The 26,058-nt window shown below is 65.1% G+C and carries 26 protein-coding genes; 8 read left to right on the forward strand and 18 right to left on the reverse strand.

Annotation, left to right across the window (positions count from 1 at the left end; translation table 11 throughout):
• Positions 1 to 129: 129 nt before the first annotated feature.
• From CFP68_RS00130 to CFP68_RS18555, 3 genes are read right to left on the reverse strand one after another with little or no spacing between them, the layout of a single operon-like run.
• Positions 130 to 1,056, reverse strand: coding sequence for a site-specific tyrosine recombinase XerD (locus CFP68_RS00130; protein WP_099823201.1), 927 nt, complete (start codon positions 1,054 to 1,056; stop codon positions 130 to 132).
• A gap of 8 nt (positions 1,057 to 1,064) precedes the next feature.
• Entirely contained in the window at positions 1,065 to 2,606 is a 1,542-nt protein-coding gene (locus CFP68_RS00135) for a hypothetical protein (protein ID WP_145953367.1), read from the reverse strand.
• Positions 2,596 to 2,730: a hypothetical protein gene (locus tag CFP68_RS18555; protein WP_099823206.1), complete on the reverse strand. Its 135-nt coding sequence runs from the start codon at positions 2,728 to 2,730 to the stop codon at positions 2,596 to 2,598. Before CFP68_RS18555 ends, CFP68_RS00135 begins: the two co-directional genes overlap by 11 nt.
• 37 nt (positions 2,731 to 2,767) lie before the next feature.
• On the opposite strand from CFP68_RS18555, the gene CFP68_RS00145 reads away from it, so the two are divergent.
• Positions 2,768 to 3,403, forward strand: coding sequence for a shikimate kinase (locus CFP68_RS00145; RefSeq protein WP_099823208.1), 636 nt, complete (start codon positions 2,768 to 2,770; stop codon positions 3,401 to 3,403).
• A gap of 2 nt (positions 3,404 to 3,405) precedes the next feature.
• On the forward strand, positions 3,406 to 4,524 hold the full coding sequence (aroB, locus tag CFP68_RS00150) for a 3-dehydroquinate synthase (protein ID WP_193825194.1): 1,119 nt from the start codon (positions 3,406 to 3,408) through the stop codon (positions 4,522 to 4,524).
• A gap of 84 nt (positions 4,525 to 4,608) precedes the next feature.
• Here aroB and ssb read toward each other — a convergent pair whose 3' ends face one another.
• On the reverse strand, positions 4,609 to 5,112 hold the full coding sequence (ssb, locus tag CFP68_RS00155) for a single-stranded DNA-binding protein (RefSeq protein ID WP_099823210.1): 504 nt from the start codon (positions 5,110 to 5,112) through the stop codon (positions 4,609 to 4,611).
• Positions 5,113 to 5,290: 178 nt separating this feature from the next.
• Here ssb and CFP68_RS00160 point away from each other — a divergent pair, with 178 nt between their 5' ends.
• The gene (locus CFP68_RS00160) at positions 5,291 to 5,872 is read left to right on the forward strand and encodes a lytic transglycosylase domain-containing protein (RefSeq protein ID WP_099824115.1); all 582 of its coding nucleotides are present in this window, start codon (positions 5,291 to 5,293) and stop codon (positions 5,870 to 5,872) included.
• On the opposite strand, the gene CFP68_RS00165 is transcribed toward CFP68_RS00160, so the two are convergent.
• The 9 genes from CFP68_RS00165 to pyrC form a co-directional block, all read right to left on the reverse strand.
• Complete coding sequence (locus CFP68_RS00165) at positions 5,873 to 6,742, reverse strand: DUF1206 domain-containing protein (RefSeq protein ID WP_099823212.1); 870 nt, start codon at positions 6,740 to 6,742, stop codon at positions 5,873 to 5,875.
• A 144-nt stretch (positions 6,743 to 6,886) separates the two neighbouring features.
• Positions 6,887 to 8,719: a dihydroxy-acid dehydratase gene (ilvD, locus tag CFP68_RS00170; protein ID WP_099823214.1), complete on the reverse strand. Its 1,833-nt coding sequence runs from the start codon at positions 8,717 to 8,719 to the stop codon at positions 6,887 to 6,889.
• Between the two features lie 143 nt (positions 8,720 to 8,862).
• Entirely contained in the window at positions 8,863 to 9,675 is an 813-nt protein-coding gene (locus CFP68_RS00175; protein ID WP_193825195.1) for a DNA repair protein, read from the reverse strand.
• A 150-nt stretch (positions 9,676 to 9,825) separates the two neighbouring features.
• Positions 9,826 to 10,878 carry an alanine racemase gene (gene alr, locus CFP68_RS00180; protein ID WP_099823216.1) on the reverse strand — a complete coding sequence of 351 codons (1,053 nt, stop codon included), beginning with the start codon at positions 10,876 to 10,878 and terminating at the stop codon, positions 9,826 to 9,828.
• Positions 10,879 to 10,955: 77 nt separating this feature from the next.
• Positions 10,956 to 12,293: an MBL fold metallo-hydrolase gene (locus CFP68_RS00185; protein ID WP_099823218.1), complete on the reverse strand. Its 1,338-nt coding sequence runs from the start codon at positions 12,291 to 12,293 to the stop codon at positions 10,956 to 10,958.
• A 17-nt stretch (positions 12,294 to 12,310) separates the two neighbouring features.
• The gene (locus tag CFP68_RS00190) at positions 12,311 to 12,715 is read right to left on the reverse strand and encodes a VOC family protein (protein WP_099823221.1); all 405 of its coding nucleotides are present in this window, start codon (positions 12,713 to 12,715) and stop codon (positions 12,311 to 12,313) included.
• The gene (locus CFP68_RS00195) at positions 12,716 to 14,218 is read right to left on the reverse strand and encodes a replicative DNA helicase (RefSeq protein ID WP_099823224.1); all 1,503 of its coding nucleotides are present in this window, start codon (positions 14,216 to 14,218) and stop codon (positions 12,716 to 12,718) included.
• Between the two features lie 218 nt (positions 14,219 to 14,436).
• A complete protein-coding gene (locus CFP68_RS00200; protein WP_099823226.1) occupies positions 14,437 to 15,117 on the reverse strand; it encodes an orotate phosphoribosyltransferase in 681 nt (226 codons plus the stop codon).
• Positions 15,118 to 15,171: 54 nt separating this feature from the next.
• Positions 15,172 to 16,209 carry a dihydroorotase gene (gene pyrC / locus CFP68_RS00205; protein WP_099823228.1) on the reverse strand — a complete coding sequence of 346 codons (1,038 nt, stop codon included), beginning with the start codon at positions 16,207 to 16,209 and terminating at the stop codon, positions 15,172 to 15,174.
• A 241-nt stretch (positions 16,210 to 16,450) separates the two neighbouring features.
• Here pyrC and CFP68_RS00210 point away from each other — a divergent pair, with 241 nt between their 5' ends.
• Both CFP68_RS00210 and CFP68_RS00215 read left to right on the forward strand, forming a co-directional pair.
• A complete protein-coding gene (locus tag CFP68_RS00210) occupies positions 16,451 to 16,786 on the forward strand; it encodes an antifreeze protein (RefSeq protein ID WP_241523892.1) in 336 nt (111 codons plus the stop codon).
• Between the two features lie 270 nt (positions 16,787 to 17,056).
• On the forward strand, positions 17,057 to 17,302 hold the full coding sequence (locus tag CFP68_RS00215; RefSeq protein ID WP_099823232.1) for a hypothetical protein: 246 nt from the start codon (positions 17,057 to 17,059) through the stop codon (positions 17,300 to 17,302).
• 42 nt (positions 17,303 to 17,344) lie between these two features.
• Here the strand turns inward: CFP68_RS00215 and CFP68_RS00220 are convergent, their stop codons facing one another.
• The 4 genes from CFP68_RS00220 to CFP68_RS00235 form a co-directional block, all read right to left on the reverse strand.
• The gene (locus CFP68_RS00220; RefSeq protein WP_099823234.1) at positions 17,345 to 18,334 is read right to left on the reverse strand and encodes a hypothetical protein; all 990 of its coding nucleotides are present in this window, start codon (positions 18,332 to 18,334) and stop codon (positions 17,345 to 17,347) included.
• A gap of 94 nt (positions 18,335 to 18,428) precedes the next feature.
• Entirely contained in the window at positions 18,429 to 19,121 is a 693-nt protein-coding gene (locus tag CFP68_RS00225) for an FkbM family methyltransferase (protein ID WP_099823236.1), read from the reverse strand.
• Positions 19,122 to 19,196: 75 nt separating this feature from the next.
• Entirely contained in the window at positions 19,197 to 20,084 is an 888-nt protein-coding gene (locus tag CFP68_RS00230; protein WP_099823238.1) for a hypothetical protein, read from the reverse strand.
• 4 nt (positions 20,085 to 20,088) lie between these two features.
• Positions 20,089 to 20,901 (reverse strand): hypothetical protein, encoded by an 813-nt coding sequence (locus tag CFP68_RS00235; RefSeq protein WP_099823240.1) that lies wholly within the window; start codon positions 20,899 to 20,901, stop codon positions 20,089 to 20,091.
• Positions 20,902 to 21,081: 180 nt separating this feature from the next.
• Here CFP68_RS00235 and CFP68_RS00240 point away from each other — a divergent pair, with 180 nt between their 5' ends.
• Genes CFP68_RS00240 through CFP68_RS00250 form a run of 3 tightly spaced genes read left to right on the forward strand, consistent with a single transcriptional unit; the run spans position 21,082 to position 24,829 of the window.
• Positions 21,082 to 22,905, forward strand: a complete 1,824-nt coding sequence (locus CFP68_RS00240; RefSeq protein WP_241523893.1) for a glycosyltransferase family 2 protein — start codon at positions 21,082 to 21,084, stop codon at positions 22,903 to 22,905.
• Positions 22,902 to 23,801: a hypothetical protein gene (locus tag CFP68_RS00245; protein WP_099823242.1), complete on the forward strand. Its 900-nt coding sequence runs from the start codon at positions 22,902 to 22,904 to the stop codon at positions 23,799 to 23,801. The genes CFP68_RS00240 and CFP68_RS00245 overlap by 4 nt, the downstream gene beginning before the upstream one ends.
• Positions 23,798 to 24,829 carry a glycosyltransferase family 2 protein gene (locus CFP68_RS00250; RefSeq protein WP_099823245.1) on the forward strand — a complete coding sequence of 344 codons (1,032 nt, stop codon included), beginning with the start codon at positions 23,798 to 23,800 and terminating at the stop codon, positions 24,827 to 24,829. Before CFP68_RS00245 ends, CFP68_RS00250 begins: the two co-directional genes overlap by 4 nt.
• On the opposite strand, the gene CFP68_RS00255 is transcribed toward CFP68_RS00250, so the two are convergent.
• On the reverse strand, positions 24,816 to 25,997 hold the full coding sequence (locus tag CFP68_RS00255; RefSeq protein ID WP_099823247.1) for a cytochrome P450: 1,182 nt from the start codon (positions 25,995 to 25,997) through the stop codon (positions 24,816 to 24,818). The genes CFP68_RS00250 and CFP68_RS00255 overlap by 14 nt on opposite strands.
• Positions 25,998 to 26,058 lie beyond the last annotated feature (61 nt).

A 26,058-nucleotide genomic window follows, 5' to 3' on the forward strand; every position in this document is an offset into this window, starting at 1 on the left:
CTTCTTTCCTGTTTACGGCGTTCTTATGGGCGTCGGACCGGTCGCTTTCAAGGGCACCGCGCCCATGGGGGGCAGCATCGCCGATCCGGCGTCAGTTGCGATAGACCCGGCGCCACCCAACGGCGCGGATCATTCCGCCGCGCGGGCCAGCGGGTGATGTTCCAGCACCAGGTCGCGCAGCCGTTCGTCAAGCACATGGGTATAGATTTCGGTCGTCGAGACATCGACATGGCCCAGCAACGTCTGGATCGAACGCAGATCGGCGCCGCCTGCCAGAAGGTGGGTTGCAAAGGCGTGGCGCAGGGTGTGGGGCGTCACCTTGCCCGGATCGATTCCCGCTTCCAGGGCCAGTTCCTTGATCAGCGTGTAGAACCTGTGACGTGTCAGGAAACCCTGCTTGCCCCTTGACGGAAAGAGGTATTTCGATGCCGGCAGGCCGTTGTCCTCGCGCGCCTGCTGTTGCGCGTCGCGTGTAGCGAGCCACGCCGCCAGGGCATCGCGGGCTGAGCCGGACAGCGGCACCAGGCGTTCCTTGCCGCCCTTGCCGCGCACCAGCAACATCCGCGGGTCGCCCCGCGCCGCGGCCACGGGAAGCGACACCAGTTCGCTGACCCGCAAGCCGGTGGCATAGAGAATTTCCATCAGGCAGGCATTGCGCGTCCGGTCTTCGGGGCTGCGCCCGGCGGTCAGGGTCGCGGCGATCAGGCGGTCGACTTCTTCGATGGTCAGCGTCCTGGGAAGCCGCTTCGCGCGTCCCGGCCCCTTGATCTGGATCGCGGGATTGTCGGCACGCCAGCCTTCCTCGAATGCGAAACGATACAGCTGACGGATGGCCGACAGCCGCCGTGCGCGGGTGGATTGCGCCAGCCCCTCGGCGTCGCAGGCAATCATGTAGGCTTCGATATCGGGCCGCGTCGCCGTATCGAAATCCAGATCCCGCTGCGCCAGCCAGTCGGCAAACCCCTTGAGGTCACGCGCATAGGCCATGCGCGTATTCTCGGCGGCGTCCAGTTCGGCCGCCTGCGCTTCCAGAAACGTCTGGATCCGGCGTTCCATGGGCACCCTCACGGCGCGAAATCCAGCAGCAGAAGCTGCAATCCGGCGCGGCGTGCGACGTCGCCCTGGCCCAGCGCATTCAACAGGCTGACGGCCTGCTGCAACTCGTCAAGGTTGCCCGCGGCGCCGATCCCGAACAACTCGATCGCCCGCAACATCGCCTCGCCCTTGCGCGCGCTGAGGTCGTCGCCGCCGGTCGGTTCGCCCAGCAGGCCATCGCGCAAGGCGGTCGATACCGCATCATAGGCTTCGGCCTGGGCCAGGTCGCCCGTGGCCAGCGCGACCTGAAACGCCTCTTCGCCGTTGGTCGGGCCGTGGGCGCGGGCAATGGCCTCGGCCCGCGGCGACAGAAGGCCGATCTTCAGGCGCAGCCGGTCGGCCGCACCGCTCAGCGCCAGGGGTGCCAGCGCGTCGCCGAAGGCTTCGGCAAACGGCACCTCGAGCCCCACGTCGGTTGCCGCCGCCCATGCGGCGGGCAGCGCTTCGGATACGGTCGCGGCTGCGCCGTCGTTCAGCGCGGCCTGAAACCTTTGCACCGCGGCGACCCGGTCCCAGACACCGCCCGACGCCGCCGGCATACGTTCACCGTAAACCTCGAACAGCTCGTTCGCGGCCAGGGCGCCATCGCGCGCCAGGCGTTCGGCCGCGGCGATGCGGGCGCGCCATCCCGTTGTCTCGCGCAGGTCGGCGTGGGCAAAGGCCAGCGGCAGGTTGGCGGTGGCGATCGGTTCGCCGATGGCGGAATACATCGAGAACTGCAACGGCGTGGGCAGCCGGATCGGCGGCAGGGTCGCGGGTTCTTCCGACAGTTCGGCGGACAGGAAGCGCGCGATCAGGTGATCTTCGGCGGTGTCCACAAGGCCCAGCGCCTTGGCGGTATCCAGGGTCAGCGCGGCCGCCTGCCAATCGCCGGTGCGGGCAAGACAGAAGATCCGCGCGGCATAGGTGGGCGAGATCTGGGGCAGGGCGCGCATACGGGCACAGGCGACATCCTCGGTGCCGGTCAAAAGCGCGATATCGAACCAGCGGCGGAAATATGCGGGCTCGGTGCGGCCGGCACGATCCAGCATCCGCGCCGCCGGCCCAAGTGCGCCAAGCGACAGCAGCCGGTCGATGCGCGCAAGGAACAGCGTCCGGTCGTCCCCCGAATCGATCGGCGGGTCCAGTTCGGCGATCAGGATGTTCTTCAGAAGATCGCGCATGGCGGGCAGATCGGGCGTGCGCGCAGTGGCGATCTTCTGTGCGATCACGGCCGATGGCGACGCACCCCACAGATCCGGCGGCAGACCCAGCCGACGTGCGGGAAGCAGGCCCACCGTATCGGGCGACGGCGCGCCCAGCGGCGTGACGGTGACCGTTTCGGGAAGCGCCGAGTCGACGATGTCGTCGGCACGCGGTGGCGCAACCCGTCGGGGCATGGCCACGGGCGCCGGCAGGATCACGCTGTCCGACAGCCAGTCGATCGCCGACAACGGACCTTGCGCCGCGACGGCACCGGGCCAGGCCAACGCAAGGCCGGCAACACCGGCAATCCAAGTCCTAGTCCGCATTCAGGGTGACCGGCACGACGACTTCGCCCTGTTCAGGACCAAGATCGCCCAGATAGGCGTAACCGCTCAGCGCCGCGAAACCGACAACGGCGAGAAAAACCAGCAATTTCAATATTCGGCCCATAAATCCCCCTTCACGGGTGTCCTGCCACCGGGATCTGATGCCCCTTTGCGGGATTTATATATGGTATTTTCCTAAAGATCACGCCATTCAAGGCATCAATCGAACGAACAAGCAGGACACCGCCAGAGTGCCATACCAGTTGAAGAAGACGGTCGTCCTGGTGGGTATGATGGGGGCGGGCAAGACGGCGGTGGGCACGGCATTGGCGCGGCGCCTTGGCGTGGCGTTCCGCGATTCGGATCATGCGCTGGAGCAGGCCGCCAACAGCACCATCGCCGAGATTTTCGCCCGCGACGGCGAGGCGTTCTTCAGGGATCGCGAAACCCAGGTGATCGAACGCCTGCTGAACGGCGAACCGGGAATCCTGTCGACCGGCGGCGGCGCCTTCCTGTCGGCCACCAACCGCGAGCGGATCGCGGCGGCGGGCATCGCCGTCTGGCTGAAGGCCGATCTGCAACTTCTCTGGTCGCGGGTGCGCCACAAGGACACTCGGCCGCTGTTGCGCACGCCCGATCCCTTCGCCACCCTGTCGGACCTGGCGGCGCAACGCGAACCCGCCTACAGCGCGGCCGCGCTGACGGTCGAAAGCCGGCCGGGCCTGTCGATCGACGACATGGTCGGGCGCGTGATCGAGGCGCTGCTGACCCGTCCCGATGTCTTGAAAAGGAAATGACCATGTCCGATCTGGCCCAGGTGCGTGTGGATCTTGGTGCGCGCTCGTATGATGTGCGGATCGGGCAGGGCCTGATCGCAGGTGCGGCTGCGCATCTGAACCCGCTTCTGGCGCGCCCGCGCGTGGCCGTGGTGACCGACGAAAACGTGGCCGCCGCCCATCTGGACATCCTGCGCGCGGGGCTTGAGGGGGCTGGCATTGCGGTGAGCGCGCTGACCCTGCCGGCCGGTGAACAGACCAAGGGGTGGCCGCAATTCAGCCGGACCGTCGAATGGCTGCTGTCGGAACGGATCGAGCGCGGCGATCTGGTGATCGCGCTGGGGGGCGGGGTTATCGGCGATCTTGCCGGTTTCGCCGCCGCCGTGCTGCGCCGGGGCGTGCGGTTCGTGCAGATCCCGACATCGCTTCTGGCGCAGGTCGACAGTTCCGTCGGCGGCAAGACGGGAATCAACGCGCCCCAGGGCAAGAACCTGATCGGTGCGTTCCATCAGCCGTCGCTGGTGCTGGCCGACATCGGTGCACTCGACACCCTGTCGAGGCGCGAGTTCCTGTCGGGTTACGGCGAGGTGGTGAAATACGGGATGCTGGGCGATGCGGCGTTCTTTGCATGGCTTGAAGCCAACGGCCCGGCTCTGGCGGCCGGAGACGCGGCACTGCGCGCCGAAGCCGTCCGCCGCTCGGTGCAGATGAAAGCCGATCTCGTGGCGCGCGATGAAACCGAGCAAGGCGATCGCGCGCTGCTGAACCTGGGCCACACGTTCGGTCACGCGCTTGAGGCGGCGACCGGGTATTCACAGCGACTGTTGCATGGCGAAGGCGTGGCCATCGGCTGCGCCCTGGCGTTCGAGACATCGGCGCGTCTGGGTCTGTGCCCGCAGGAAGAACCGGGCCGCGTGCGCGCCCACCTGACCGACATGGGCATGAAGGCCGACCTCCGCGACATCGACGGCGATTTGCCCGACGCCGAAGCGCTGTTCGATCTGATGGGGCAGGACAAGAAGGTGGTCGCCGGCACGCTGCGGTTCATCCTTGCGCGCGGAATCGGCGATGCGTTCGTCACCGCCGATGTGCCGCGCGAGGTTGTCATCGGCGTTCTGAACGATGCGCTGGCCGGGCACTGACGCCACCGAATCGATGAGGTGAAACGCAAAGCACCCGCCCTTGCGGGGCGGGTGCTTGTAGCGTCCGGCGCGCTCGAAAAACCGTCAGAACGGGATTTCGTCGTCCATGTCGTTGTTCGACCCGCCACCATAGCCACCGCCTCCACGGGACGATCCGCCACCACCGCCGCCGCCGTAACCGCCGCCATCGCGGTCGTCGGGATAGCCGCGATCGCCGCCGCTGCCACCGCCGCCATCGCGACCGTCCAGCATGGTCATCACGCCGTCAAACCCTTGCAGCACGACTTCGGTCGAATACCTGTCCTGGCCCGACTGGTCCTGCCATTTGCGGGTCTGCAACTTGCCCTCGATATAGACCTTCGAGCCTTTCTTGAGGTATTGCTCGGCGATGCGCACGAGCCCCTCTTGAAAGATCGCGACGGAATGCCATTCGGTCTTCTCGCGCCGTTCGCCCGTGTTCTTGTCCTTCCAGGTTTCCGACGTGGCGATGCGCAGGTTGCACACCTTGCCGCCGTTCTGGAACGTCCGCACTTCGGGGTCACGTCCCAGATTTCCGATCAGTATGACCTTGTTGACAGATCCCGCCATGGTGCCGCGTCCTTTCGATTCCCGGTTTGTCCCCGGTGTTAGCGCAGGGCGAGCGAAAAGCACAACGGATAAGCGGTTCCAAGCCGAGGGTTTCGTCGTCACCCGAAATCGGTATAGTGCCAGCGAAACGTGGGCACCGAAACGAAGTCGGAGTGGGATGACGATGCAGGTGAAAGCGATGCTTGCCATCATGGCAGGGGTGATGGTGTGCGGGCCGGCGTGGTCCGAAACGCGGGTCTCGACGAAAAGCCGCCTGGCGTTGTTCCAGAGCCAGACCAGCGTTCTGGACAACCGTGCCTCCAAGCAATACGGCCACTCGTCCCGGCTGCGTCCCGACGCGGTGAAGATCCCCAAGCGTGAGATCACCGGTGGCACGGCCCGCTATACCGGCAAATACAACGGGCCATACCTGTCGATGGCGCGCGCCGCGGCCCGCAAGCATAACGTCCCCGAGGAATTGTTCCTGCGCCTGGTGCAACAGGAATCGGGATGGAATTCCAACGCGCTGTCACACAAGGGCGCCATCGGTCTGGCCCAGTTGATGCCTGGCACGGCAAAACGTCTGGGCGTGAACCCGCACGATCCGCGCGAAAATCTGGAAGGGGGCGCGCGTTACCTGCGCCGGCAGTTCAACGCCTTCAAGACGTGGCAACTGGCCTTGGCCGCCTATAACGCCGGGCCGGGTGCGGTGACCAAATACGGCGGTGTGCCGCCGTATCGCGAGACGATGAATTACGTCAAGGTCATCTGGGGCGGGTGATCACATCGGGTTGTCCGGCGTGTGTTTGTCCAGCGCCGCCGACAATGTCTGAAGCTCTTCGCTGTCATCGGCCTTGGGCACGATGCGCCAGATCGCATTGACGACGCAGAACAATGCAAACCCCAGCAGGCCGATACAGATGGCGATTACGACCGTGGCGCCGAAGGGCGTGGAATAGGCCCAGTTGAACATCTTGCCCATGCCGCCCGCTTCACCGGGCGACCGGCGCACGGCGGCCAGCACGAACAGACCGCCGATACCGCCCACGATGACGCCTTGGGCGATTACCCCGGCGGTCAGCACCGGCGCCGCGTTCCGCGTCACCGTATTGGCGCGCAAATGCTTGCGATAGCTGCGGGTCCACCCTTTGTGGATGTAATAGATACCCGAGGCGACGATAATCAGGCCGATCACACCGACGATCCAGCGCCCGCCAGGAAGGTCCATTATGTTCGATACGACCTTCGAGATCGACGAGCCGCCGCCGCTGCCGGTGTTGAAGATCAGACCGGCAGCGATGAACCCGATTGCAAGGTGAATGATGCCGGTCACCAGCATGCCGAGACGTGCGATGATGCCTTCGCCATCGCTGCCGTAATCTTCGAGGTCGTACAGGGCATCGACCAGTCGCCAGATCGCATAGCTGAGCATGCCCAACGCGATGGCGACCAAGGCGGGGATGCCGCCGATGTCTTCCAATCGTGACAACGCGTCCGACGTTCCCGACGCCTGTCCGCCCGTCGCAATCGCCCAAAGCGATATGCCGGCAACCGCCAGATAGACCAAAGCGCGGCCCAGATAGCCGGCCCGCATGATGACGACGGCCCAGCCGAAGTCGTGATCAGATGTCGTGTCGGTGTGTGTGTCCATGCCGTTCAACCCGTCGGCGGCGCAACGGTTCCCGGACTTTTGCCGCACCAAAGGCTGGCGGTGGCGGTTCGACGGCCCGCTCCGCCCGCGCCCGGCGGTGCGGGGCAGAGCGGTTTCGGGCGCGGGCCGTCGTGGGACGGGGCGTCAGATGTTGCGCACGGCGCCTTTCGCGGCACTGGTGGTCAGCGCCGCATAGGCGCGCAAGGCGCCGGTGATCTTGCGTTTGCGCGGCTTGTCGGGCTGCCAGCCCTTTTCGTCGCGCGCCGCACGGCGTTCGGCCAAGGTTGCATCGTCCACGTCCAGCTTGATCACCCGGTTCGGGATATCGATGACGATGGAATCGCCGTTTTCGACCAGGCCGATTGTGCCCCCTTCGGCGGCCTCGGGCGAGACGTGGCCGATCGACAGGCCCGACGAGCCGCCCGAGAACCGGCCATCGGTGACGAGGGCGCAATCCTTCCCCAGCCCCTTGGATTTCAGATAGCTGGTGGGATACAGCATCTCCTGCATTCCCGGCCCGCCGCGCGGCCCTTCATACCGGATCAGCACGACGTCGCCCGGCGCGATCTTGCCGGTCAGGATCGCCGATACCGCGTCATCCTGGGATTCGAAGATCCGCGCGGGGCCGGTGAACTTCAGGATCGAATCGTCGACACCTGCGGTCTTCACGATGCATCCGTCCTCGGCCAGGTTGCCATAGAGGACGGCCAGACCGCCATCGGTGGAAAATGCATGGTCCGCGTTGCGGATCACGCCGTTGTCGCGGTCAAGATCGACCGATTCATAGCGACGGTTCTGGGAAAACGCGGTTTGCGTTGGCACGCCGCCCGGTGCCGCGGCATAGAATTCGTGCACGGAATTGGCGGTCGTTTGCGCCACGTCCCAACGTTCCAGTGCGGCCTTCAGGTTCGCCGAATGGATCGAGCCGACCGTGGTGTCCAGCAATCCGGCGCGGTCCAGTTCGCCCAGGATCGCCATGATGCCGCCGGCGCGGTGGACGTCTTCCATGTGCACGTCGTCCTTGGCCGGGGCGACCTTGCACAACACCGGCACGCGGCGCGACAGGCGGTCGATGTCGGACATGGTGAAATCGACCTCGCCCTCGTGGGCGGCGGCCAGCAGGTGCAGCACGGTGTTCGTCGACCCCCCCATGGCAATGTCCAGGGTCATGGCATTCTCGAACCCGGCCAGGGTGGCGATGTTGCGCGGCAGCACGCTTGCGTCATTGCCTTCGTAATAGCGTTTCGCCAGGTCGACGATCAGGTGGCCGGCTTCCACGAACAGCCGCTTGCGATCCTCGTGGGTGGCAAGGACCGATCCGTTGCCGGGCAGGGACAGGCCCAACGCCTCGGTCAGGCAGTTCATCGAATTGGCGGTGAACATGCCGCTGCACGATCCGCAGGTCGGACAGGCGTTCTGTTCGATCGCCATGACGTCGGCGTCCGAAACGCTGTCGTCGGCGGCGGCCACCATGGCATCCACCAGATCGACCGCCTTTTCCACGCCGTTTTCCAGCACGACCTTGCCCGCTTCCATCGGGCCGCCCGAGACGAACACCACCGGAATGTTCAGCCGCATCGCCGCGTTCAGCATCCCCGGCGTGATCTTGTCGCAGTTGCTGATGCAGACCATGGCGTCGGCGCAATGCGCGTTGACCATGTATTCCACCGAATCCGCGATGATTTCGCGCGAGGGCAGGGAATACAGCATCCCGTCATGGCCCATGGCGATTCCGTCATCCACCGCGATGGTGTTGAATTCCTTGGCGACTCCGCCCGCTGCCTCGACCTCGCGCGCGACAAGCTGGCCCAGATCCTTGAGGTGGACATGGCCCGGCACGAACTGGGTAAAGCTGTTGACGATGGCGATGATCGGCTTGCCGAAGTCGCCGTCCTTCATGCCGGTCGCGCGCCAGAGGCCGCGCGCCCCTGCCATGTTGCGACCGTGGGTGGTGGTGCGGGAACGGTAGGCAGGCATCGGATGTCCTTCGTCAAATCGGGATGGTCGGCCTTCTATAGCGCGGCTGTTCGGAACGTTCCACATGTCGCGGACCGCGCGCGGGCAAGTTTGTGACCCACGGCGCCCGGTTTTTGTAACAGGGCGTTCCGAGGCGCGCGCCCTTAGGGGGCGGGCGGGCCTTGCAGCGTGCGTGGGGGGTGATCGCCGACGCGGCGGTTCATCGGAATCACCGTGTCGCCACGGGGCTTTTCGGTCTCGATGGTGGTCTCGAACCCCAGTTGCGGCAGCAGGTCCAGCAGATCGGCCTCGAGCCGCGACAGGTGGCGCTTTACCAGCGCCTCTTCGGTCTGCACCTCGAGAAGCCAGTGCTTCAGTTGATCACAGGTCTTGCGCGCCATGGCGATGGTGTCGGACATGCGCTGTGCCTCTTCCTGGCGCTGGCGCAGGAATGTCTTGGCGCGCTCGATCTTTTCGTCGGAATAGACGGCGGCCAGGTCGCGCGACTCGTGGCTCATCTGCGCGGCGACTTCCAGCACGCCGGGTTCCAGCGCGCCGAGGTCGGGATGGGCGCGCAGATGCAGAATGCGTTCGCGCACCGAATCGAACTCGGACGATGCGCGAAACAATCCCTTGCGGTCGGCGGCGTGGCTGGCGCGATAGGCGCGGGCGACGTCGTCCATGCCGATGTGGAAATCCCGGTGCGACCGCTCAAGCTGCAAGATGCGGCGGCTGGCGGGCAGGAAGAAACACAGCCCGATACATAACACCGTGAACCCGATCTGAAGCGCCATCCCCGCCCACGGCAGCGCGAAACCGCCATAGCGCGCGTCGATTTCCAGCCAGGGCGCAAGCCCCAGCGCCGACAGCGCGGTCAACCCACCGCTCAGCCCGGCGAGTGCGGCGACACCGGCCAGCGCCACGGCCTGGGCCATTGCGCCGACACCCGGCACGGGCGGCGCGTTCAGCTTGTCCATGCAATCCCCCCGATCCGGACGTGGCCGCGCGATCAATCCGGCGGCCGCATCAGACCAAGTATAGCGATAAGTTACAGGACGTTAAGCCGACTTCTTGGCGACAGTTGCCGGGCGGTGCGCCGACTGTTTCCGTATCCGCAAAGATATGGCTCAGCCGCCGCCACTATCGGCATAACGCCGGCCATAGCGTGGGCCGAGCGACGTCAGGATCTCATACCCGATGGTGCCGGCAGCCTCGGCCAGGTCGTCAACCGATTGCGCGTCGCACAGGATATCAAGGTGGGTCGGCACCTCGGGCAGGTGGGTGATGTCGACGGTCAGCAGATCCATCGAGACGCGACCGGCCAGCGGACAGGGCGTATCGCCGGCAAACAGAACGGCACGTTGTCCCATGGCACGGATCAGACCGTCCGCATATCCGCCGGACAGCGTCGCGATCAGCGATGGTTCCTCGGCGGTCCAGGCGCCGCCGTAACCGGCCGTTTCGCCGGTTTCCAACGCCCGCACCTGGACGACGGGCAGCGACAGGCGCACAACCGGCGCGGCCTCGTCGAACGGCAGACCGCCATAAAGCCCGATGCCCGGCCGCGTGACGTCGAAGTGATAGTCGGGGCCCAGCAGGATGCCCCCCGTCGCAGCCAGCGAGCGTGGCACGTCAAGACCGTCGGTCATGGCGTGAAAGGCCGCCAGTTGCGCGGCGTTCATCGGATCGGCGGGCGTGTCGGCACAGGCCAGATGGCTGATCAGCAGAACCGGATTCTGGGCCATGGCGATGGCCTGTGCGGCTGCCCATTCGGCGGGTTCCAGCCCCAGGCGGTTCATGCCGGTATCCAGTTGCACGCCGAACGGATGGCCGGGCAACGCCTCGAAATGGCGGGTCATCTGTTCGATGGAATTCAGCATCGGCGTCAGGGACAGGTCTTCGATCATGTCTGCATCGGCCGCCATGTGGCCTGAAAAGACGCAGATTTCGGGGTCGGGGCCCAGGGCTTCGCGCAGGGCGGCCCCTTCTTCGGCGACGGCAACGAAGAACCGGCGCGCGCCGGTGCGCCACAGCGCCCGCGCAACACGGCCCGCGCCCAGCCCGTAACCGTCGGCCTTGACCACGGCGGCGGTTTCCACCCCGGGGCCGGATTTGGCATCAAGCGCCCGCCAGTTGGCGGTCAGCGCGTCGAGATCGATGTGAAGTGTTGCGGTTCCCATGCCACTTTGTGACCAAGCCCGCGGGCCGGGGCAAGGGGGAAGATTTGGCGCTATCCGGTTCCTGCCCGATCGCCGGCTCACTCGGCCCGGCGCAACCGTTTCGACACCGCGACCAATCGTTCAAGGAAGATCGCGATGATCTTGCCGTGAAACACCAACCCCGGACCGAAGGCGATCCCGAGGTTGTTGAGGTTTTCGATCGAAATCGACTTGGCCGCCTTGGCAAATCCGCCGGGGGCCTTTTCTTCGAGGCAGCCGTTGACGGTCAGGGTATCGAAGCCGAAGGAATTCGAGAACAGGAACCAGAGCGATTCCGAGTGCATCGACAGATCGGGCACCGCATCGGTTTCGTCGAAGGCGCCGCGCGCGACGTCCACACGGTACGTCCGGTCGAGATCGTCGAGGTGGATGATCACCGGCTGAAACACCTTCACCGGGCTGACCCGCTGAAACACCCGCATCATCGTGGCGTTGTTCCTGGCGTGAACGCGGGCGATATAGGTCGCGAAGGCAGCGTTCAGTTCGGCCGGCGATTTCGTGTCGAAATGCTGCACCGGCTGATCGGGCACCGCGACATAAACCCGGTCCCAGAAGGTCAGCGCAGCACCGGTTTTCACCGGATCGGGCGTGCCGTCGAACACGTCGCCCGGTTGCATCACGACGATCTCGGTGTCGTGATCCTCGAAATGCTCGACCACGGTGCGCGGCGTGTTGGCAGCGTCGTTCAGATAGGTGTTCCGGGCATTGGAAAACCGCACGAAGCTGGCAAAGGGGATTGTGACGCGCGGGCGCAACACCTCGGTCTGGACCTCGACGTTGCCGATCTTCTGGCGCGCGGCTTCCTGACGCCACGCCACATTCTCGGGGCCGCCCTTCCAGGCGGCATAGGAAAACTGTGTCAACAACACGTCGCAAGTGCCGACGGCCGAACGGATTTCCTTCGCCCGCTCCTCGGTTCCGACCGCGCAGTCGTTGAGGTTCAGGATATGTGTGTTGCCGGCCCGCACCGACAGCGCCGAATCGTAGAATTCATCCTTGAGGCAGATCACACTCATGTCGCCGGACACCCGATGCGATTTCCGGAACTCCAGCTCCTCGACCCGGATCCCCTCGGCCGTCATGAAATTCACCACACGCCGGTCGTCGATCTTCTGGAACAACACCGGAATATCGCGCTCGCGCAGCACGTTGCCGTATGTCTTGAAGAACGGCACCGAGAAGTGGTCGGGATGCTCGTGCGACATCCAGATATGCGTGGTGCGCGCCAGAACCGCCTCGATCCGTTCGGGCGGCGTTTCCACCAGCAATGACCACCCCTTGTGAAAGGCGGGTCCGAAATACCAAGGATCGCTCAGCAATCCGGTGTCACCCTCGGTGATCAGGACAGAGGCATGGTTGACGAATTCGATCTGCATGGGTGCGTCCGCAAATGTCAGGGCAACAGGATCATGTCGGCGCGTCCCTGAGCGCGGTATTGCGCCAGGCGGGAAGCCAGATCGCCGTCGTGAAGTTCAAGTTTATGGCCATCGGGATCGACAAAGTAAACCGACGCGCCCGCGCTGCGGTTGTCTTTCCAGATCCGGGCATGGGCGCTGATCCGGGCCGCCATGGCCGCGAAATCGCCGGGTGTCGCGGACAGCGCGACATGGCTGTCGTCACGCCGCGGCGTCACATTGTCCGAGAGTTCCAGACACAGCCACAACGCGCCCAGTTCCAGATAGGCCCCACGCGGCCAGATCGCACGCGGCACCCCACCCAGAACATCGCGATAGAACGCCAGCGCGCGGTCCAGATCGGCGACGCAAAGGGTGACATGGTTGACCCCGGTGAGTCCCATTCAGAATTCGGCGTCGCCACCCTGCTGCCAAGGTTTCACAAGGTTGCCGAACCGGGTGAACCGCCCCTCGAACGACAGGTCCACCGTCCCGATGGGGCCGTGACGCTGCTTGCCGATGACGACCTCGGCCTTACCGTGCAGACGCTCCATCTCGTCCTGCCAGGCGGCGATCTTGTCCAGCTCGTTGTCGCCCGGCTTTTCGCGTTCCTTGTAGTATTCCTCGCGGAAGACGAACATCACCACGTCGGCGTCCTGCTCGATCGAGCCGGATTCGCGCAGGTCGGACAGTTGCGGCCGCTTGTCCTCGCGGTTTTCCACCTGACGCGACAACTGCGACAGCGCGACGACGGGAATCTGCAATTCCTTGGCGATGGCCTTCAGGCCCATGGTGATCTCGGAAATCTCGTTCACCCGGTTTTCGGACCGCCCCGTGCCACGCACCAGTTGCAGGTAGTCGACGAACAGCGCGTCCAGCCCATGGGTGCGTTTCAGCCGCCGCGCGCGCGCCGCGAGCTGCGCAATGGGCAGGGCGGGCGTGTCGTCGATGAACAGCGGACAGGCCTCCAGGTCCTTGGCCGCCTGCACGAACCGGCGAAACTCGGTCTCGTTCATGTCGCCGCGGCGGATCTGTTCGCTGGGCACCTCGGACGCTTCCGACAGGATCCGCGCGGCCAACTGCTCGGCGCTCATCTCGAGGCTGTAGAACCCGACAACGCCGCCATCCACGGCCCCTTCGGTGCCGTCCGCCAATCGCCCCTTCTTGTAGGCCTTGGCGATGTTGAAGGCGATGTTCGTCGCCAGCGACGTCTTGCCCATCGACGGACGCCCGGCCAGGATCAGAAGGTCGGACTTGTGCAACCCGCCCAGCTTCTTGTCCAGATCGACAAGGCCGGTGGACACGCCCGACAACCCGCCCTCGCGCTGATAGGCGGCATTGGCCACGTTCACGGCATCGGTCACGGCGCGCAGGAACGACTGGAACCCCTGGTTCGATTGCCCGGCCTCGCCCAGCTTGTAAAGCCGCTGTTCGGCCTCGACGATCTGCTCTTTCGGCTCGCTCTCGACATCGACCTTGGCCGCCTTGGCGGCAATGTCCCGGCCGAGGCTGATCAATTCGCGCCGCACCGCCAGATCGTGGATCATCTGCGCGTAATCGCGCGCCGCAAAGCTGGAAATCGCAGCGCCCGCCAGACGCATCAGATAGGCGGCACCGCCCAGTTCCTTCAGGCCCGGCTCGTCCTCCATGAACGCTTTCAGGGTGACGGGGGATGCCAGGGCGTTCTTCGCGATCCGGCTGGCCGCGATCTCGTAGATGCGGGCGTGAACCGGGTCGTAGAAGTGGCTTTCGTTGATCACCGAGGCGACGCGATCGAAGACGTCGTTATTGGTCAGGATCGCGCCCAGCAACTGCTGTTCGGCCTCGACGTTGTGGGGCAGAAGATCGGCCATCGCCTCGTTCGTGCCCTGCATGTCACCGCCGCGAATTGTTGCAATCTCGTTCATGCTGCTGCCCCTGCTGAGTGTGGTCGCCCTTCGGTCCGGGCGATCCCTGTTGATCCCAAGCGTCTTAGAACCCGTGCCGCGCCCACCGCAACTTGTATGTTTCTGTGGACAAGTCGTGCGATGATTCTAGCACAACATCTGGCGGTTCCGAAACCGTCACCCTCCAGATCGACGGCATTTCACGCCGCCGCACCGGCAGGCTTCCGCCTTCGGCCGGGTTACCCCTTTGCGCGGGCCGCGCGCCAGACGTCGGGCGCGCGCAGGAACGATTCGACCTCGCGCAGGGTCTCGGCGTCGAAGGCTCCGCTGTCGCGGGCCTCCTCCAGAACGTCCCACCAGGTGCAAAGATGATGGAGCGCAACGCCATGATCGCCCAGGGTCTTCAGCGTTTCGGGAAAGATTCCGTAATAGAAGATGACGGCGGTGTGGCCACAGGTCGCACCGGTTTCGCGGATCGCATCGACAAACGACAATTTGCTGCCCCCGTCGGTCGTCAGATCCTCGACCAGCAGCACGCGCTGCCCCTCGGTCATCACGCCTTCGATGCGGGCATTGCGCCCGTATCCCTTGGGTTTCTTCCTGACATAGGTCATCGGAAGCGCCAGCCGTTCGGCCATCCAGGCGCCGAACGGAATGCCCGCGGTTTCACCCCCGGCGACATTGTCGAAGGCTTCGAACCCGGCCTCGCGCATGACGGTGCAGGCCAAGAAATCCATCAGCGTCGCGCGGATCCGGGGATAGGAAATCAGCGCGCGACAATCGACATAGACCGGCGCGGCCAATCCCGATGCGAAGATGAACGGCTCGGTGGCGTTGAACTTGACTGCGCCGATCTCAAGCAGCATCCGTGCACTCAGCCGCGCCATCTCCTGCTTGGCTGGAAATCCCGTCGGAATCATCGTGTCCCCGTCTTTCTTACTGATCCAAATACGCGTGCCGCAGGCTCCGCCGCTTCAGCCTTCGACATGCCAATGCAGGGGCATGCCCGGATCGAAAACCGTGACGACCCCCTCGTCGGTCAGGATCCCTGGCGGCACGTTGATCGGATCGCCCTTGACCAGAACGATGCGCTCGTCATTGGCCTCGATGCCGTAGAAGGCCGCGCCGTTCAGCGAGGTAAAGGCCTCCAGCCGCTCCAGCGCGCCCTCGGCCTCGAACACTTCGGCCAGGACCGACAGGGTGTTGGTGGCCGTGAAACAGCCCGCACAGCCGCAGGGCTGCAACTTGGCCGCATCCAGGTGCGGTGCGGAGTCGGTGCCGAGGAAGAACGACGGATCACCGGAGGTGGCGGCCGCGACCAGGGCGCGCCGGTGGCTTTCGCGCTTGGCCACGGGCAGGCAATAATAATGCGGCCGGATCCCGCCGGCCAGGATGTGGTTACGGTTGATCACCAGATGATGGGTGGTGATCGTGGCGACGATGTCGTCACCGCCGCCGCGCACATAGTCGACGGCGTCCGAGGTGGTCACATGCTCCATCACCACGCGCAGACCGGGCACGTCGCGCCGGATCGGGTCCAGAACCGTTTCGATGAACGCCGCTTCGCGATCGAAGATGTCCACCGCGGGGTCCGTCACCTCGCCATGGACGCACAGCGGCAGGCCGATCTGCGCCATGTTTTCCAGCACGCGCTTGACCTTGGAGAAATCCGTGACGCCGCTTGCCGAATTGGTCGTGGCACCGGCAGGATACAACTTGACGGCCGAGATCAGGCCGATCTCGGCGGCAGCGCGCAGGTCGCGCACATCCGTGTCTTCGGTCAGATACAGCGTCATCAGCGGCTGAAACCGTGAGCCGCGCGGTTTGGCCGCCAGGATCCGGTCGCGGTAATCCGCCGCGTCGGCCGCGGTGACCACCGGGGGCACCAGGTTCGGCATGATCAACGCGCGCGCAAAATGGCGGGCGGTTTCCGGCAGAACGGCGTTCAGCATCGCGCCGTCACGCAGATGCAGGTGCCAGTCGTCGGGGCGGCGAAGGGTCAATCTGTCCATGGCATCGCCATAGCCCGTCGCCGGACAGGTTTCCAGTCTGCAAATCGCCCTCTGCACAGGTTCCGCACGCCGGCTGCGGCATCGAGACTTTGATGGTCGACCGGGGGTGGTTCGCCTGTCGCGGGTCAACGGGGTGCGAAAAAGCGGGCCGGCCTTGCGCCGGGTGTGGCGGATGGCCATGTGACAGCGCTGTGAACGCCATGACGGCGCCCATGGAAATTGCACCTGCACAGGATTCGCCATGCCCCGCCGTCCCGCATCCCCTTTCGACATGTTTGCCACCTGGTGCGCGACCGCGCAGATGATGGCCGAGGCGCAGACGGTGATTGCCTATCGAATGATGGGCATGGCGGGGCTCTGGTCTGTCGCACCGTCCGAGAATCGCCGCATGATCGCCGAAAAGGGGCCGGCGATGATCGCGGCGTCGACCAAGGCCACGAATGCCCTGATGTCCGGCAAACGGCCCGATCAGATTCTGGATGCCGCGGTAAAGCCGCTGGGGCGCAAGACGCATGCCAACGTGCGACGCCTGTCAAAACGCGGCCCACGCCTTGGCCTGCCGACGGACACCCGCTAGGGGCCAGCGGCCGCGGTTCCGTTTCGCGGGCGACACAGTGGTTCTGCCGTTGAAGCCTCGTGTGATGGGACGGCATGTGCGATCTCCGACCAAGGGATGAGTCCGAGCCTGCCATGCCCGGGTTACCAATTCCTTTCCGCGGACGTGCGACCTGCAAGCCTTGCGGTCCCTGCAATGCTGCGATGCGGCATCGGGCCTACACTTCTGCGGTGTGATGGTTATCTATCTGGTCAAGATAGAAAATAATCGCAGGACAGAAGGAGCAGTTCCATGACCACTGCAACACACGCCGCAGCGCGACACGAACACGACCAGCCGTCTCACATCTTGCCGCTGGCGGCCTTGCGCCGGGCGGGGCGCGCGGTGGCCAACGCGGTGATGCAGGCCCAGGAGGCCCGCGGACGCCGCATGCGGATCGAAGCCCTGATGGCGATGAGCGATGCGCAACTGGCCCAGATGGGCCTGCGGCGCGACCAGATCAACGGGCCCGTCCGCCAGGATCGGGCGCACTTCTGAACGCACGCGCACCGCACCCGCCACCGCCGTGACAGGATCGCCTCAGCCCGAGGTGCGATCCGGGTCGAGGGGCGGGGGCAGTGCGATCCCGCGTTCGATCAGGGCCGCCTCCAGTTGCGCCAGCCGTCGTTCGAACCGCTTGCGGCCCGTCCGATAAGCGACGTTGCGCACCGCCATCGCCTCGAGCAGCGGCCGGTCGCGTTCGATCAGCCGGGCCGTCAGCCGCCGCAGATAGGCCGAGTTTTCGCGGCGGGCGACGCGCATTTCGGCATAGAACAGCTGGGGCGTCAGAACGCCGTCCATGGCGTGAACCAGCAGATCGTCCAGCACCCCCAGATCGTTCAGCGCGCGTTCAAGCACCTCGCCGACGTCGCGACAGATCAGGGTGTGGATGTTGGCCCCGGTCAGGCAGCGGGCCTGTGCATTGTCCGCCAGATCAGCGGCGTCCAGCACCAGAAACACATCACCGGCAGCCTGAAGGTTGGCGTCGTTCACGGCATATCGCTCTGAAATGTCGATGCCGTCTTCCAGATCGAAACGCGGATCGGTCGGGCCGTTGCGCCCGTCCAGTCCGACCAGGGGCGCGATGGCCAGGACACGGGCCGTCGGCGCGGTCAGCGCATAGGACAGCGCGCCGTGACCGCCGACGCCGGCGCCGTAAAACAGCACATCGTCGAACTGATCGAACAGCGTGCTGTCGGCCAGCGCGTCGATGAACGTGATGACTTCGGGCGCGCGAAACAGCGTGGCGCCGCGGGAGGCCAGCGACAGATGGGACCAGTCCATGTCATCGGCCAACTCGTGCAGGCGCGAACGGTGGGTCTTCAACGCGACATCGGGATCCGAAGCGGTTTCGAAACTGACCAGAAGCGATGCGCCACGCCGCTGGAAGGCCACCGCGTCATAGGGTGTCAATCCATAGGAAAAACGGTCCAGCCGGTCGATCGAGACGTTTTCTTCGTCGTCTTCGGGATCATCGGAAACCATGTCATCCATCGCTGTCATTGCGCGCACCCCAAACAGATCGGTCATTGTCATCTTCGATAACAGCAGATGAATGTTCTGCCGATGTGGACACAACAAGGCAATTTGGTGCAATCACAGGTTATCTGTGATCCCGACCGCCTCAGATCCAGTCCAGGTTGACGTGCCCGGGGCCATAGGTCGCACCAAGATCGCGGCGCAACTGGCGAAAGCGGGGGCGCAACGCCTTGAACTTCCGCTCGTGGGTCTCGGCCACCAGACAACGGACCGTGCCGAACAGATCCTGGCGGTGCATCTCTTCCAGGATGTCCAGCTCGGCGCCTTCGATGTCCATCTTGACGAAGGCGATGGTGCCACGGGCCAGCGCTTCGCGGCGCAGGATTTCGGTGAAATCAAGACAGTTTACCTCGACCCCCGTGCTGGCGTCGATCGCGCGGCCGCCGTCGAGGATCGTCGATTTCACCGACGCGCCCTCGGGGTTGTCGTCAAATCCCTCGGCACGCATCAGGCGGACCGTTCCCGCCGTTGCGCCCACGGCGGCATTGACGAGGATGACGTTGGCGTGATCGGCGAAACGCTCGCACAGGCGAGCAAAGGCGAAAGGGTCCGGCTCATAGGCGATGACGTCGGCGCCCGTCGCGGCAAGCTGTGCGGTGACCACGCCCATGTTCGCGCCGCAATCCAGCGCCAGGTCGCCGGGGCGCAGCATGGCGCAGACGCCGCGCAGGAAACCTTCGGCGCTGGCCTTCCGAAGGTTGCGCTTGTGACGGCGGATGATCTTGTCCGCCTGGAGTTCACCATCCGTCTTTGGCGCTTCGGGCAGGGGCAGGGTCATGGTGTTCTCATGGATGATGGCGGGGGCAACGGTGCGCAGGGCGGGAAGAGTCGGGGGAAGAAATAACAATACGCATCAGCCGGTCTTCCGCAGGTTGCCTTCGGTCAGGCGGCGCACATAGGACACGCCGGTCTGTTCGTGCAGGATGCCGCGGGCCGTCTTCAGCAGCCCGCTTTCCTTCAGCACGCCGTTGTGGCGATAATGCACGGTGTGGATCGTCCGGTCGTCGGGCAGGGGTTCGCCGCGTATCCGCCCGCCCATGATGTAATGCTGTTCCTCGGGCAGCACGTTCCAGTCCAGCCCGGCCCGCCGGATCGACACCGGCAGGGTCATCTGGTCGAGGTAGGGGCGGCGGTTGTCCAGTGTTTCGATCCGGTCGACGGTGCGCGCGCTGTCGTACCAGACGTCGGGAAACCGCTGCGCACCGCCTTCCGCGTTCTCGGGAAACACCACCAGCCCGGCACTGAAATAGGGCACCACCGGATCCGGCGAGCGGCGCATCAGGTGCATCCTTTCGTCCGGAACGGGCAGACCGAATGCGCCCCAGATCGGATCCCATATGTCCTGATCCGCCCATGTCATCGACGCGGCCATGGAACACGACACATGGCCGTCGCGGCACAGGTTCGCCGGGTCGTTGGGTTCCAGGAACAGCACGTCAGAGTCCACAAACGCAGAGAAATCCGAATCGCGCGGCTGCATCGCCGCTATGATCTTGTTGCCGTGGGGATACTCGGTGTCCCACATGCCTTCGGTGACCATCGGGCGCACCTCGGCCCCCATCATCGCGTGCGCCTTGTGCACCGCGGGGTGCAATTCGTCGAACCGGTGGGCGGGGCAATATCCCACCGCCGCGACGTCCGGTCCCCAGCATTTGCGCAATGAAGCCAGCAGGGTGCAGGCGAAGATCTGGTATTCCGGCGGCTCGACGATATAGGCGAAGGTCAGACGGGGGCGGGCCATCCGGTCACTCCAGCGCGAGAGCCGGATCGACGCCGACCTGCCGCGCCATCCGCCAGACATAGGAATTTTCCAGCGGCACGTTCTTCCTCCACCAGGGCCGGGTGCCGTTGGTATAAAGATGCACCGACAGCGTGTTGTCGGTGAACCACCCCTCGACCCGCCCGTGGGGATCGAAGAAAATGTCGTTCAACTGGAACGGCACGGGATACAGGTATTCGGGCGCCATGGCGCGGTCGTAATCGCCGGTCTGCTGGGCGAAATAGGTGAATGCCTGGGGGCCGAAGGCCGTCCGCTCGGCGTTATAGATCTTGACCGCATGGGGCAGGCTTTCGTCCTGGCGGGCCAGCCGCTTCTTCTGGTTCTTGTTGAACCAGGGCGGGGCCGGCGGCAGGTTGTCATAGTAATCGAGCAGCGCGTCGATCAACGCGCCTTGTCGCGGGATCTTGACCACACCGCAGTTCAGCGCGCCGCGAAACCCGTGCCCGGCATAGATGTGGTCGATGTCGTCGGGAAACGGCCGGTGGCAGAACGCATCGCAATCGATCCAGATCGCGTCGGTCTTCTGGATCATCTTGTAACGGAACACGTTCGACAGGAACGAGGCCGACGTTGCGCCGACCACGCCCATGTCGATGTCCATGATATCGGTGGCCGGGCGCACGATCACGCCGTCGGGCACGTTTTCGACCGTATCGGTGCAATACAGCGTCGTCGGATGCCCCTGCTGCACGTGGCTGAGCAGGCACAGTTGATTGATATACTGCAATTTTTCGCCAATCCACAGGGATGCGACCGGGCGGCGTTCGGGGTTTGCCATATATGCCTCTCGTTTCGCGGGTTGCCCGCGATTGTTTCTTGTTCTGCCATGACCCTGCCCGATTTGGGGAACACTGTCACGCGGACAGGTGCGGTTGTGCGGAACGTTCCTCCGCCCTTATGATGCACGAAAGTGAAGAAATAACGGCCATGTGCCGGAATAATGCGGGCAGGGAAACGATTGGGCATTTCAGAGGGCACGGGTCCGGGTCTGCCGGCGAAGAACGTCAGCCGCCATGGCAAGATCACCGCCGTGTCGATGATGAAGGACGAAGGGCCGTTCCTTCTGGAATGGGTCGCGCATCACATCGCCGTCGGGTTCACCGATCTGGTGGTCTATACCAACGATTGCACCGACGGCACCGACGACATGCTGATCCGGCTGGAAACGCTGGGCCTGGCCCATCACCGCCGCAACGTCATCAAGCCGGGGATCAAGCCACAGCCGTCGGCGATCAAGCACGCCCAGGCCGAACCCCAGGTGCAGGACAGCGATTGGGTGATGGTGTTCGACGCCGACGAATTCCTGTCGATCCGTCACGGCGACGGCACCCTCGACGATTTGCTCGACGGCGTTGTGGCGGCGGGAGCCAACGGCATCGTCATCACATGGCGGATTTTCGGGTCGGGTGGCGTGGTCGACTGGAGCCGCGATTTCGTCACCGAACAATACCTGATGGCCGCGCCGCCGATGTGGAACAAGGGATGGGGGGTCAAAACCCTGTTCCGATTCGATCCCGACGCCTGGAAGCTAGGCATCCACCGGCCCAAGCTGAAGAACCGCGTGCTCGACACCGATTATCCCGCCTCGGTGCGCTGGCTGAACGGATCGGGCCGCGAGATGGAGGAGTATTTCAAGTTCCGCGGCTGGCGTTCGATCGTGCGCACGGTCGGATACGATTGGGCGCAGATGAACCATTACGCGGTGAAAAGCATCGACAGCTATGCGATCCGCAAGTTCCGCGGCAACGTGAACGACAAGAAAGACAAGTACAACGACAGCTATTGGTCGCTGCAGGACCGAAACGAGGTGCGCGACGACACGATGCTGCGCTATTCCGCGTGCCGGCGCGAGATCTTCGAAGGATTGCTGGGCGATCCGGTCCTGAACCGGCTGCATCACGCGGCGCTTGAGCGGGCCGAGGCACGGCTGGCCGAATTCAAGCGCACGCCCGACTATGCCGGTTTCGTCGCGCAACTCAAGACCGCCAGCGCCGTGCCCATCACGCAGGTCGAAGCGAAACCCCCAAAGGAACGCGACCCCGAAAAGATCGCCGCCCTGATGAGCGAGGTGGAAAAGCGCGCCGGCGAAACCCGCGACGCCGAAAAGGCAAAGCCCGCGCAGGATCGCGCGCTGGCGCCGGTCGAAACCTATGTGCGCGGTGACATCGACCTTGCCGCGAATGTTCCGCTCGACTGGTTCGACAATCATTCCATCCGGCTGCCCGCCGATCCGCGTGTCTTCACGCCGCCGGCCCTGCTGAATATCGAGGCGGGCAAGTTCGAACGCAACCTCGCGCGCAACCTGCCGACCCTGCTGCCCGAGTTCACGACCTACATGGAAATCGGTGCAGGTGCCGGATTCCTGGCGACCCGGCTGGCGCGCGAACGCCCCGATCTGACACTGTGGATACAAGAGGAATCCGCCCCGCTGCATGGATTGATCAGACGGATCATGGCCGAGAACGCGATCGTTCCCGAAGGCCGGATAACGCTGACCGCCCGCCCCATGGCAACCGATCCCGGCACGCTGGCCACCCAGGTTGCCAACGCTCTGCCCCATGTCCTTCTCCTCGGCGATCCGGCGATCACACCGGCCGCCATCGCCGCCTTGCGCGCTCCGGTGCCGCCGGTGCTGATTCTTGCCGGGCGGCTCTGGGCCGAGGCGCAGCCAGATCTGGAGTCGTTCAAGACCGCCCTGAAAGCCAACGGTTATCGCGCCCGCCTGCCGCTGGATTCGGCCATCTGCGCAGGCTGGACCACCGCCGAAGCCGTGCAGCCATGAGCGCCGACCTGTCAGCCTTCTTCGTGGTCGAAGGCCCCCATCTCGAAGCGCAGGGCCTGCTTCTGGCATCGTCCCTGCGCGGCCATACCGGCGATGATTATACGCTGATCGCCTATCGCCCCGACGGGCCCGATGCACCCGCGATGCCGCGGGTCACGGCCGAGGCGTTCGCCCATCTCGGCGTCGATCTGCGCCCGCTGGCGGTCGATCGGTCCTTCTGGAAAAAGCCCTATCCCCATGGCAACAAGCTGTTCGCCTGTGCGGCACCACGGGCCACATCGCGGCATGTGTTTCTCGACACCGACATGGTCTGTGTCGCCCCCCTGGACCTGGAACGCCGCATCACGCCCACCGCGGTATCGCTGGTTCCCGACGGCACGCCCGGTTGGGGCAAGGGCAACGATCGCTGGGACCGGGTCTATGGGCATTTCGATCTGGCCCTGCCCACCGACCGCGTCCGCCTGACCCGCCGCCGCCGGGTTTCGTATCTGCCATACTTCAACGCCGGCCTGATCGGCTTTCACAGCGATCCGGGCGCGTCAAAGCCGTTTGCCCAACTCTGGCTCGCCACCGCGCGCGAGATCGACTGGAACGTGTCGGTGGCGAAAAAGCGCCCCTGGCTGGACCAGATCGCGCTGCCCGTCACGTTGAAACGCTTCGGGCTGGCCTATGACGTGCTGCCCGACGTCTATAACTTCTCGATCTCGGACCGCGCGTTCGAACCCGACGCGACGCCGAAGATCCTGCACTATCATTCCTTCACCTACGGCCCGCACTGGCCACAGTTCAAAACCGAGCTTGCGCGCCTGAACGACACCCTTGGCCCCGCCAGGATGGCCGTGCTGGCGCCGCTTTACGACCGGTTCTGGCACGCGGCGACGGGCGGCACGCCATGAGCCGGATCGCCATCGTCACCACCATGCGCAACGAAGCGCCGCACCTTCTGGAGTGGATCGCCCATCATCGCGCGGCGGGGGTCGATGACTTCCTGGTCTTTTCGAACGATTGCAGCGATGGCACCGACACGATGCTGGACCTGCTCGGCGGCGCCGGCGTCGTGCATCACATCCGCAACCCGGTGCCGGACGGGCGCACGCCGCAATGGTCGGCCCTGCGCCTTGCGGCCCGCCATCCCGTTCATGCGGCGGCCGACTGGATCGCCGTGATGGATTGTGACGAGTTCATCAACCTGCGCGCGCCCGGTGGCGGCTTGCCGGGCCTGATCGACCGATGCGCCGCCGATGCCATCGTCCTGCCATGGCGGCTGTTCGGCCATGGCGGCCACGCCATGCCGCCCGATCAGGCGACTCGGCGCGCGTTCAGGCGGGCGATAGCGCCCGACGCGCTTTATCCGCCGCTGTCGCGCTTCTTCAAGACCCTGTACCGGCGCGCCGCCTTCGCGAAACCGGGGGTGCATCGGCCGAAACCCGGTGACCGGACGGTGCGTTGGGTCGACGGGTCAGGTCGCGCGTTGCCAGACGGGTTTGCCAGCGCCGCGAACCGCATCATGCTCTGGGGCGATCCCCTGGCCACCGGATTGGTCCAGCTGAACCATTATTCCCTGCGTTCGGCGGGGGATTTCCTTCTGAAACAGGCCCGGGGCCTGCCCAACCACACCGACAAGGCGATCGACCTGACCTATTGGATCGAACGCAACTTCAACACCGTCGAAGACCGCTCGATCGACGCCATGGCGGCGGCAACGGACGCGGAGTTCGATCGCCTTCTGGCCTTGCCGGGTGTGGCCGCGGCACAAAAGGCGGCCCGCACGACGGCACGCGCTCGGATCGACGCGATGCTGGAATCGCCGGACACGGCGGCATTGTTCGGCCGCCTCCTGCTCGCCGCCGACAGCGTGCCGCCCGATGACGCGACCGCGCGCCGGCTGGTCGCGCTCTATCAACGGGCGCTCAGCCTGTCGTGACCTCCAGCCGCTCCAGCCCGTGAAAATGATAGATGTCGCCATAGCGCGGCACCCCGCACAGCGCCAGGTCGGGGCAACGCGCGAACAACACCGTCAGCGCGATCTGCAACTCCAGCCGCGCCAGCGGCGCCCCGACACAGAAATGCGGCCCCGCGCCGAACGCCAGCTGCACCGGGGCCTTGCCGCCAAACCGTGCCGGATCGAACCGGTTCGGATCGGCGAACACGGCGGGATCGCGGTTCGCCGCCCCCAGCAGACAGGCGATCCGGTCGCCGCGCGCAAAGCGGTGGCCGAAGATCTCCACCGACTCGTACACCCAACGCGTGAACAGGTGCAGCGGCGAATCAAAGCGCAGGATCTCCTCGGCGATCGCGACGGAATTCTCGGGATAGAACGGCGTGCCGGTCTCCAGCAGGGTCTTCACGCCGTTGCCCAGGGCGTGCACCGTCGCCTCATGTCCCGCGTTCAACAGCAGGATGCACGTCGAAATCATCTCGTCCGGCGTCAGCCTGGCGCCGTCCTCCTCCGCCGCGATCAGATGGGTGATCAGATCGTCGGCCGGGCGGCTGCGCCGTGCCTCGATATGGCGGCGCAGGAAATCCGAGAACGCGCGCGCGGCCGTGGCGGCGGCATCCTCTTCGGCGCGGGTGCGGCCGGGCCGATACATGGCGACCATGGCGCCCGACCAGGCCAGCAACTGATCGCCCATGGTCTCGGGTACCCCCAGCAGCCGCGCGATCACGGTGACGGGAACGGCCCGCGCATAGGCCGAAAGCAGTTCGACCTCGCCGCCGAAGCTGTCGATCAGCCGATGGCACAGCGCCTCGATATCCGGGGCCAGCCCGGCAATCCGGCGGGACGTGAACGCCCGCAACACCAGGCCGCGCAGCCGGGTGTGGCGCGGCGGTTCCAGTTCCAGCATCGAATGGGCTTCGACGGCATAAAACGGCGCGGTATGGGGGGCCGGTGCCTCGGCATGTTCGCCCGGGGCCTCGCGGCCCAGCCGGCGGTCGCGCAACACCGCCTGCGTCGCGGCGTGCGTGGTTGTGGCGGGCAAGCCGTAATCGGCCCAGAACACGATGTCTCCCATGTCGCGCGCACGATCATAGGCGCCATAGGGCGATTGGACAAAGGCGGGATCGGTAGGCGATTGATCAAAACGTTCCATGGCCTCGTCTTAGACCGCACGCCCCGGCCCGGCAATGCCATCCCCCGCTTCTCATTGATCC

This window comes from Oceaniglobus indicus, assembly GCF_002751875.1.
Classification (GTDB): domain Bacteria; phylum Pseudomonadota; class Alphaproteobacteria; order Rhodobacterales; family Rhodobacteraceae; genus Oceaniglobus; species Oceaniglobus indicus.

What these genes read in the sequence shown, in the direction of transcription:
- CFP68_RS00160 (WP_099824115.1), top strand. Translation starts at nt 5,291, where the DNA reads ATGCTTGCCATCATGGCAGGGGTGATGGTGTGCGGGCCGGCGTGGTCC.
- CFP68_RS00135 (WP_145953367.1), bottom strand. Translation starts at nt 2,606, where the DNA reads ATGCGGACTAGGACTTGGATTGCCGGTGTTGCCGGCCTTGCGTTGGCC.
- alr (WP_099823216.1), bottom strand. Translation starts at nt 10,878, where the DNA reads ATGGGAACCGCAACACTTCACATCGATCTCGACGCGCTGACCGCCAAC.
- ssb (WP_099823210.1), bottom strand. Translation starts at nt 5,112, where the DNA reads ATGGCGGGATCTGTCAACAAGGTCATACTGATCGGAAATCTGGGACGT.
- CFP68_RS00210 (WP_241523892.1), top strand. Translation starts at nt 16,451, where the DNA reads ATGCCCCGCCGTCCCGCATCCCCTTTCGACATGTTTGCCACCTGGTGC.
- CFP68_RS00230 (WP_099823238.1), bottom strand. Translation starts at nt 20,084, where the DNA reads ATGGCCCGCCCCCGTCTGACCTTCGCCTATATCGTCGAGCCGCCGGAA.
- CFP68_RS00235 (WP_099823240.1), bottom strand. Translation starts at nt 20,901, where the DNA reads ATGGCAAACCCCGAACGCCGCCCGGTCGCATCCCTGTGGATTGGCGAA.
- CFP68_RS18555 (WP_099823206.1), bottom strand. Translation starts at nt 2,730, where the DNA reads ATGGGCCGAATATTGAAATTGCTGGTTTTTCTCGCCGTTGTCGGTTTC.
- CFP68_RS00175 (WP_193825195.1), bottom strand. Translation starts at nt 9,675, where the DNA reads ATGGACAAGCTGAACGCGCCGCCCGTGCCGGGTGTCGGCGCAATGGCC.
- CFP68_RS00250 (WP_099823245.1), top strand. Translation starts at nt 23,798, where the DNA reads ATGAGCCGGATCGCCATCGTCACCACCATGCGCAACGAAGCGCCGCAC.
- CFP68_RS00195 (WP_099823224.1), bottom strand. Translation starts at nt 14,218, where the DNA reads ATGAACGAGATTGCAACAATTCGCGGCGGTGACATGCAGGGCACGAAC.
- CFP68_RS00245 (WP_099823242.1), top strand. Translation starts at nt 22,902, where the DNA reads ATGAGCGCCGACCTGTCAGCCTTCTTCGTGGTCGAAGGCCCCCATCTC.
- CFP68_RS00185 (WP_099823218.1), bottom strand. Translation starts at nt 12,293, where the DNA reads ATGCAGATCGAATTCGTCAACCATGCCTCTGTCCTGATCACCGAGGGT.
- pyrC (WP_099823228.1), bottom strand. Translation starts at nt 16,209, where the DNA reads ATGGACAGATTGACCCTTCGCCGCCCCGACGACTGGCACCTGCATCTG.
- aroB (WP_193825194.1), top strand. Translation starts at nt 3,406, where the DNA reads ATGTCCGATCTGGCCCAGGTGCGTGTGGATCTTGGTGCGCGCTCGTAT.
- CFP68_RS00220 (WP_099823234.1), bottom strand. Translation starts at nt 18,334, where the DNA reads ATGACCGATCTGTTTGGGGTGCGCGCAATGACAGCGATGGATGACATG.
- ilvD (WP_099823214.1), bottom strand. Translation starts at nt 8,719, where the DNA reads ATGCCTGCCTACCGTTCCCGCACCACCACCCACGGTCGCAACATGGCA.
- CFP68_RS00255 (WP_099823247.1), bottom strand. Translation starts at nt 25,997, where the DNA reads ATGGAACGTTTTGATCAATCGCCTACCGATCCCGCCTTTGTCCAATCG.
- CFP68_RS00215 (WP_099823232.1), top strand. Translation starts at nt 17,057, where the DNA reads ATGACCACTGCAACACACGCCGCAGCGCGACACGAACACGACCAGCCG.
- CFP68_RS00165 (WP_099823212.1), bottom strand. Translation starts at nt 6,742, where the DNA reads ATGGACACACACACCGACACGACATCTGATCACGACTTCGGCTGGGCC.
- CFP68_RS00200 (WP_099823226.1), bottom strand. Translation starts at nt 15,117, where the DNA reads ATGATTCCGACGGGATTTCCAGCCAAGCAGGAGATGGCGCGGCTGAGT.
- CFP68_RS00145 (WP_099823208.1), top strand. Translation starts at nt 2,768, where the DNA reads ATGCCCCTTTGCGGGATTTATATATGGTATTTTCCTAAAGATCACGCC.
- CFP68_RS00190 (WP_099823221.1), bottom strand. Translation starts at nt 12,715, where the DNA reads ATGGGACTCACCGGGGTCAACCATGTCACCCTTTGCGTCGCCGATCTG.
- CFP68_RS00225 (WP_099823236.1), bottom strand. Translation starts at nt 19,121, where the DNA reads ATGACCCTGCCCCTGCCCGAAGCGCCAAAGACGGATGGTGAACTCCAG.
- CFP68_RS00130 (WP_099823201.1), bottom strand. Translation starts at nt 1,056, where the DNA reads ATGGAACGCCGGATCCAGACGTTTCTGGAAGCGCAGGCGGCCGAACTG.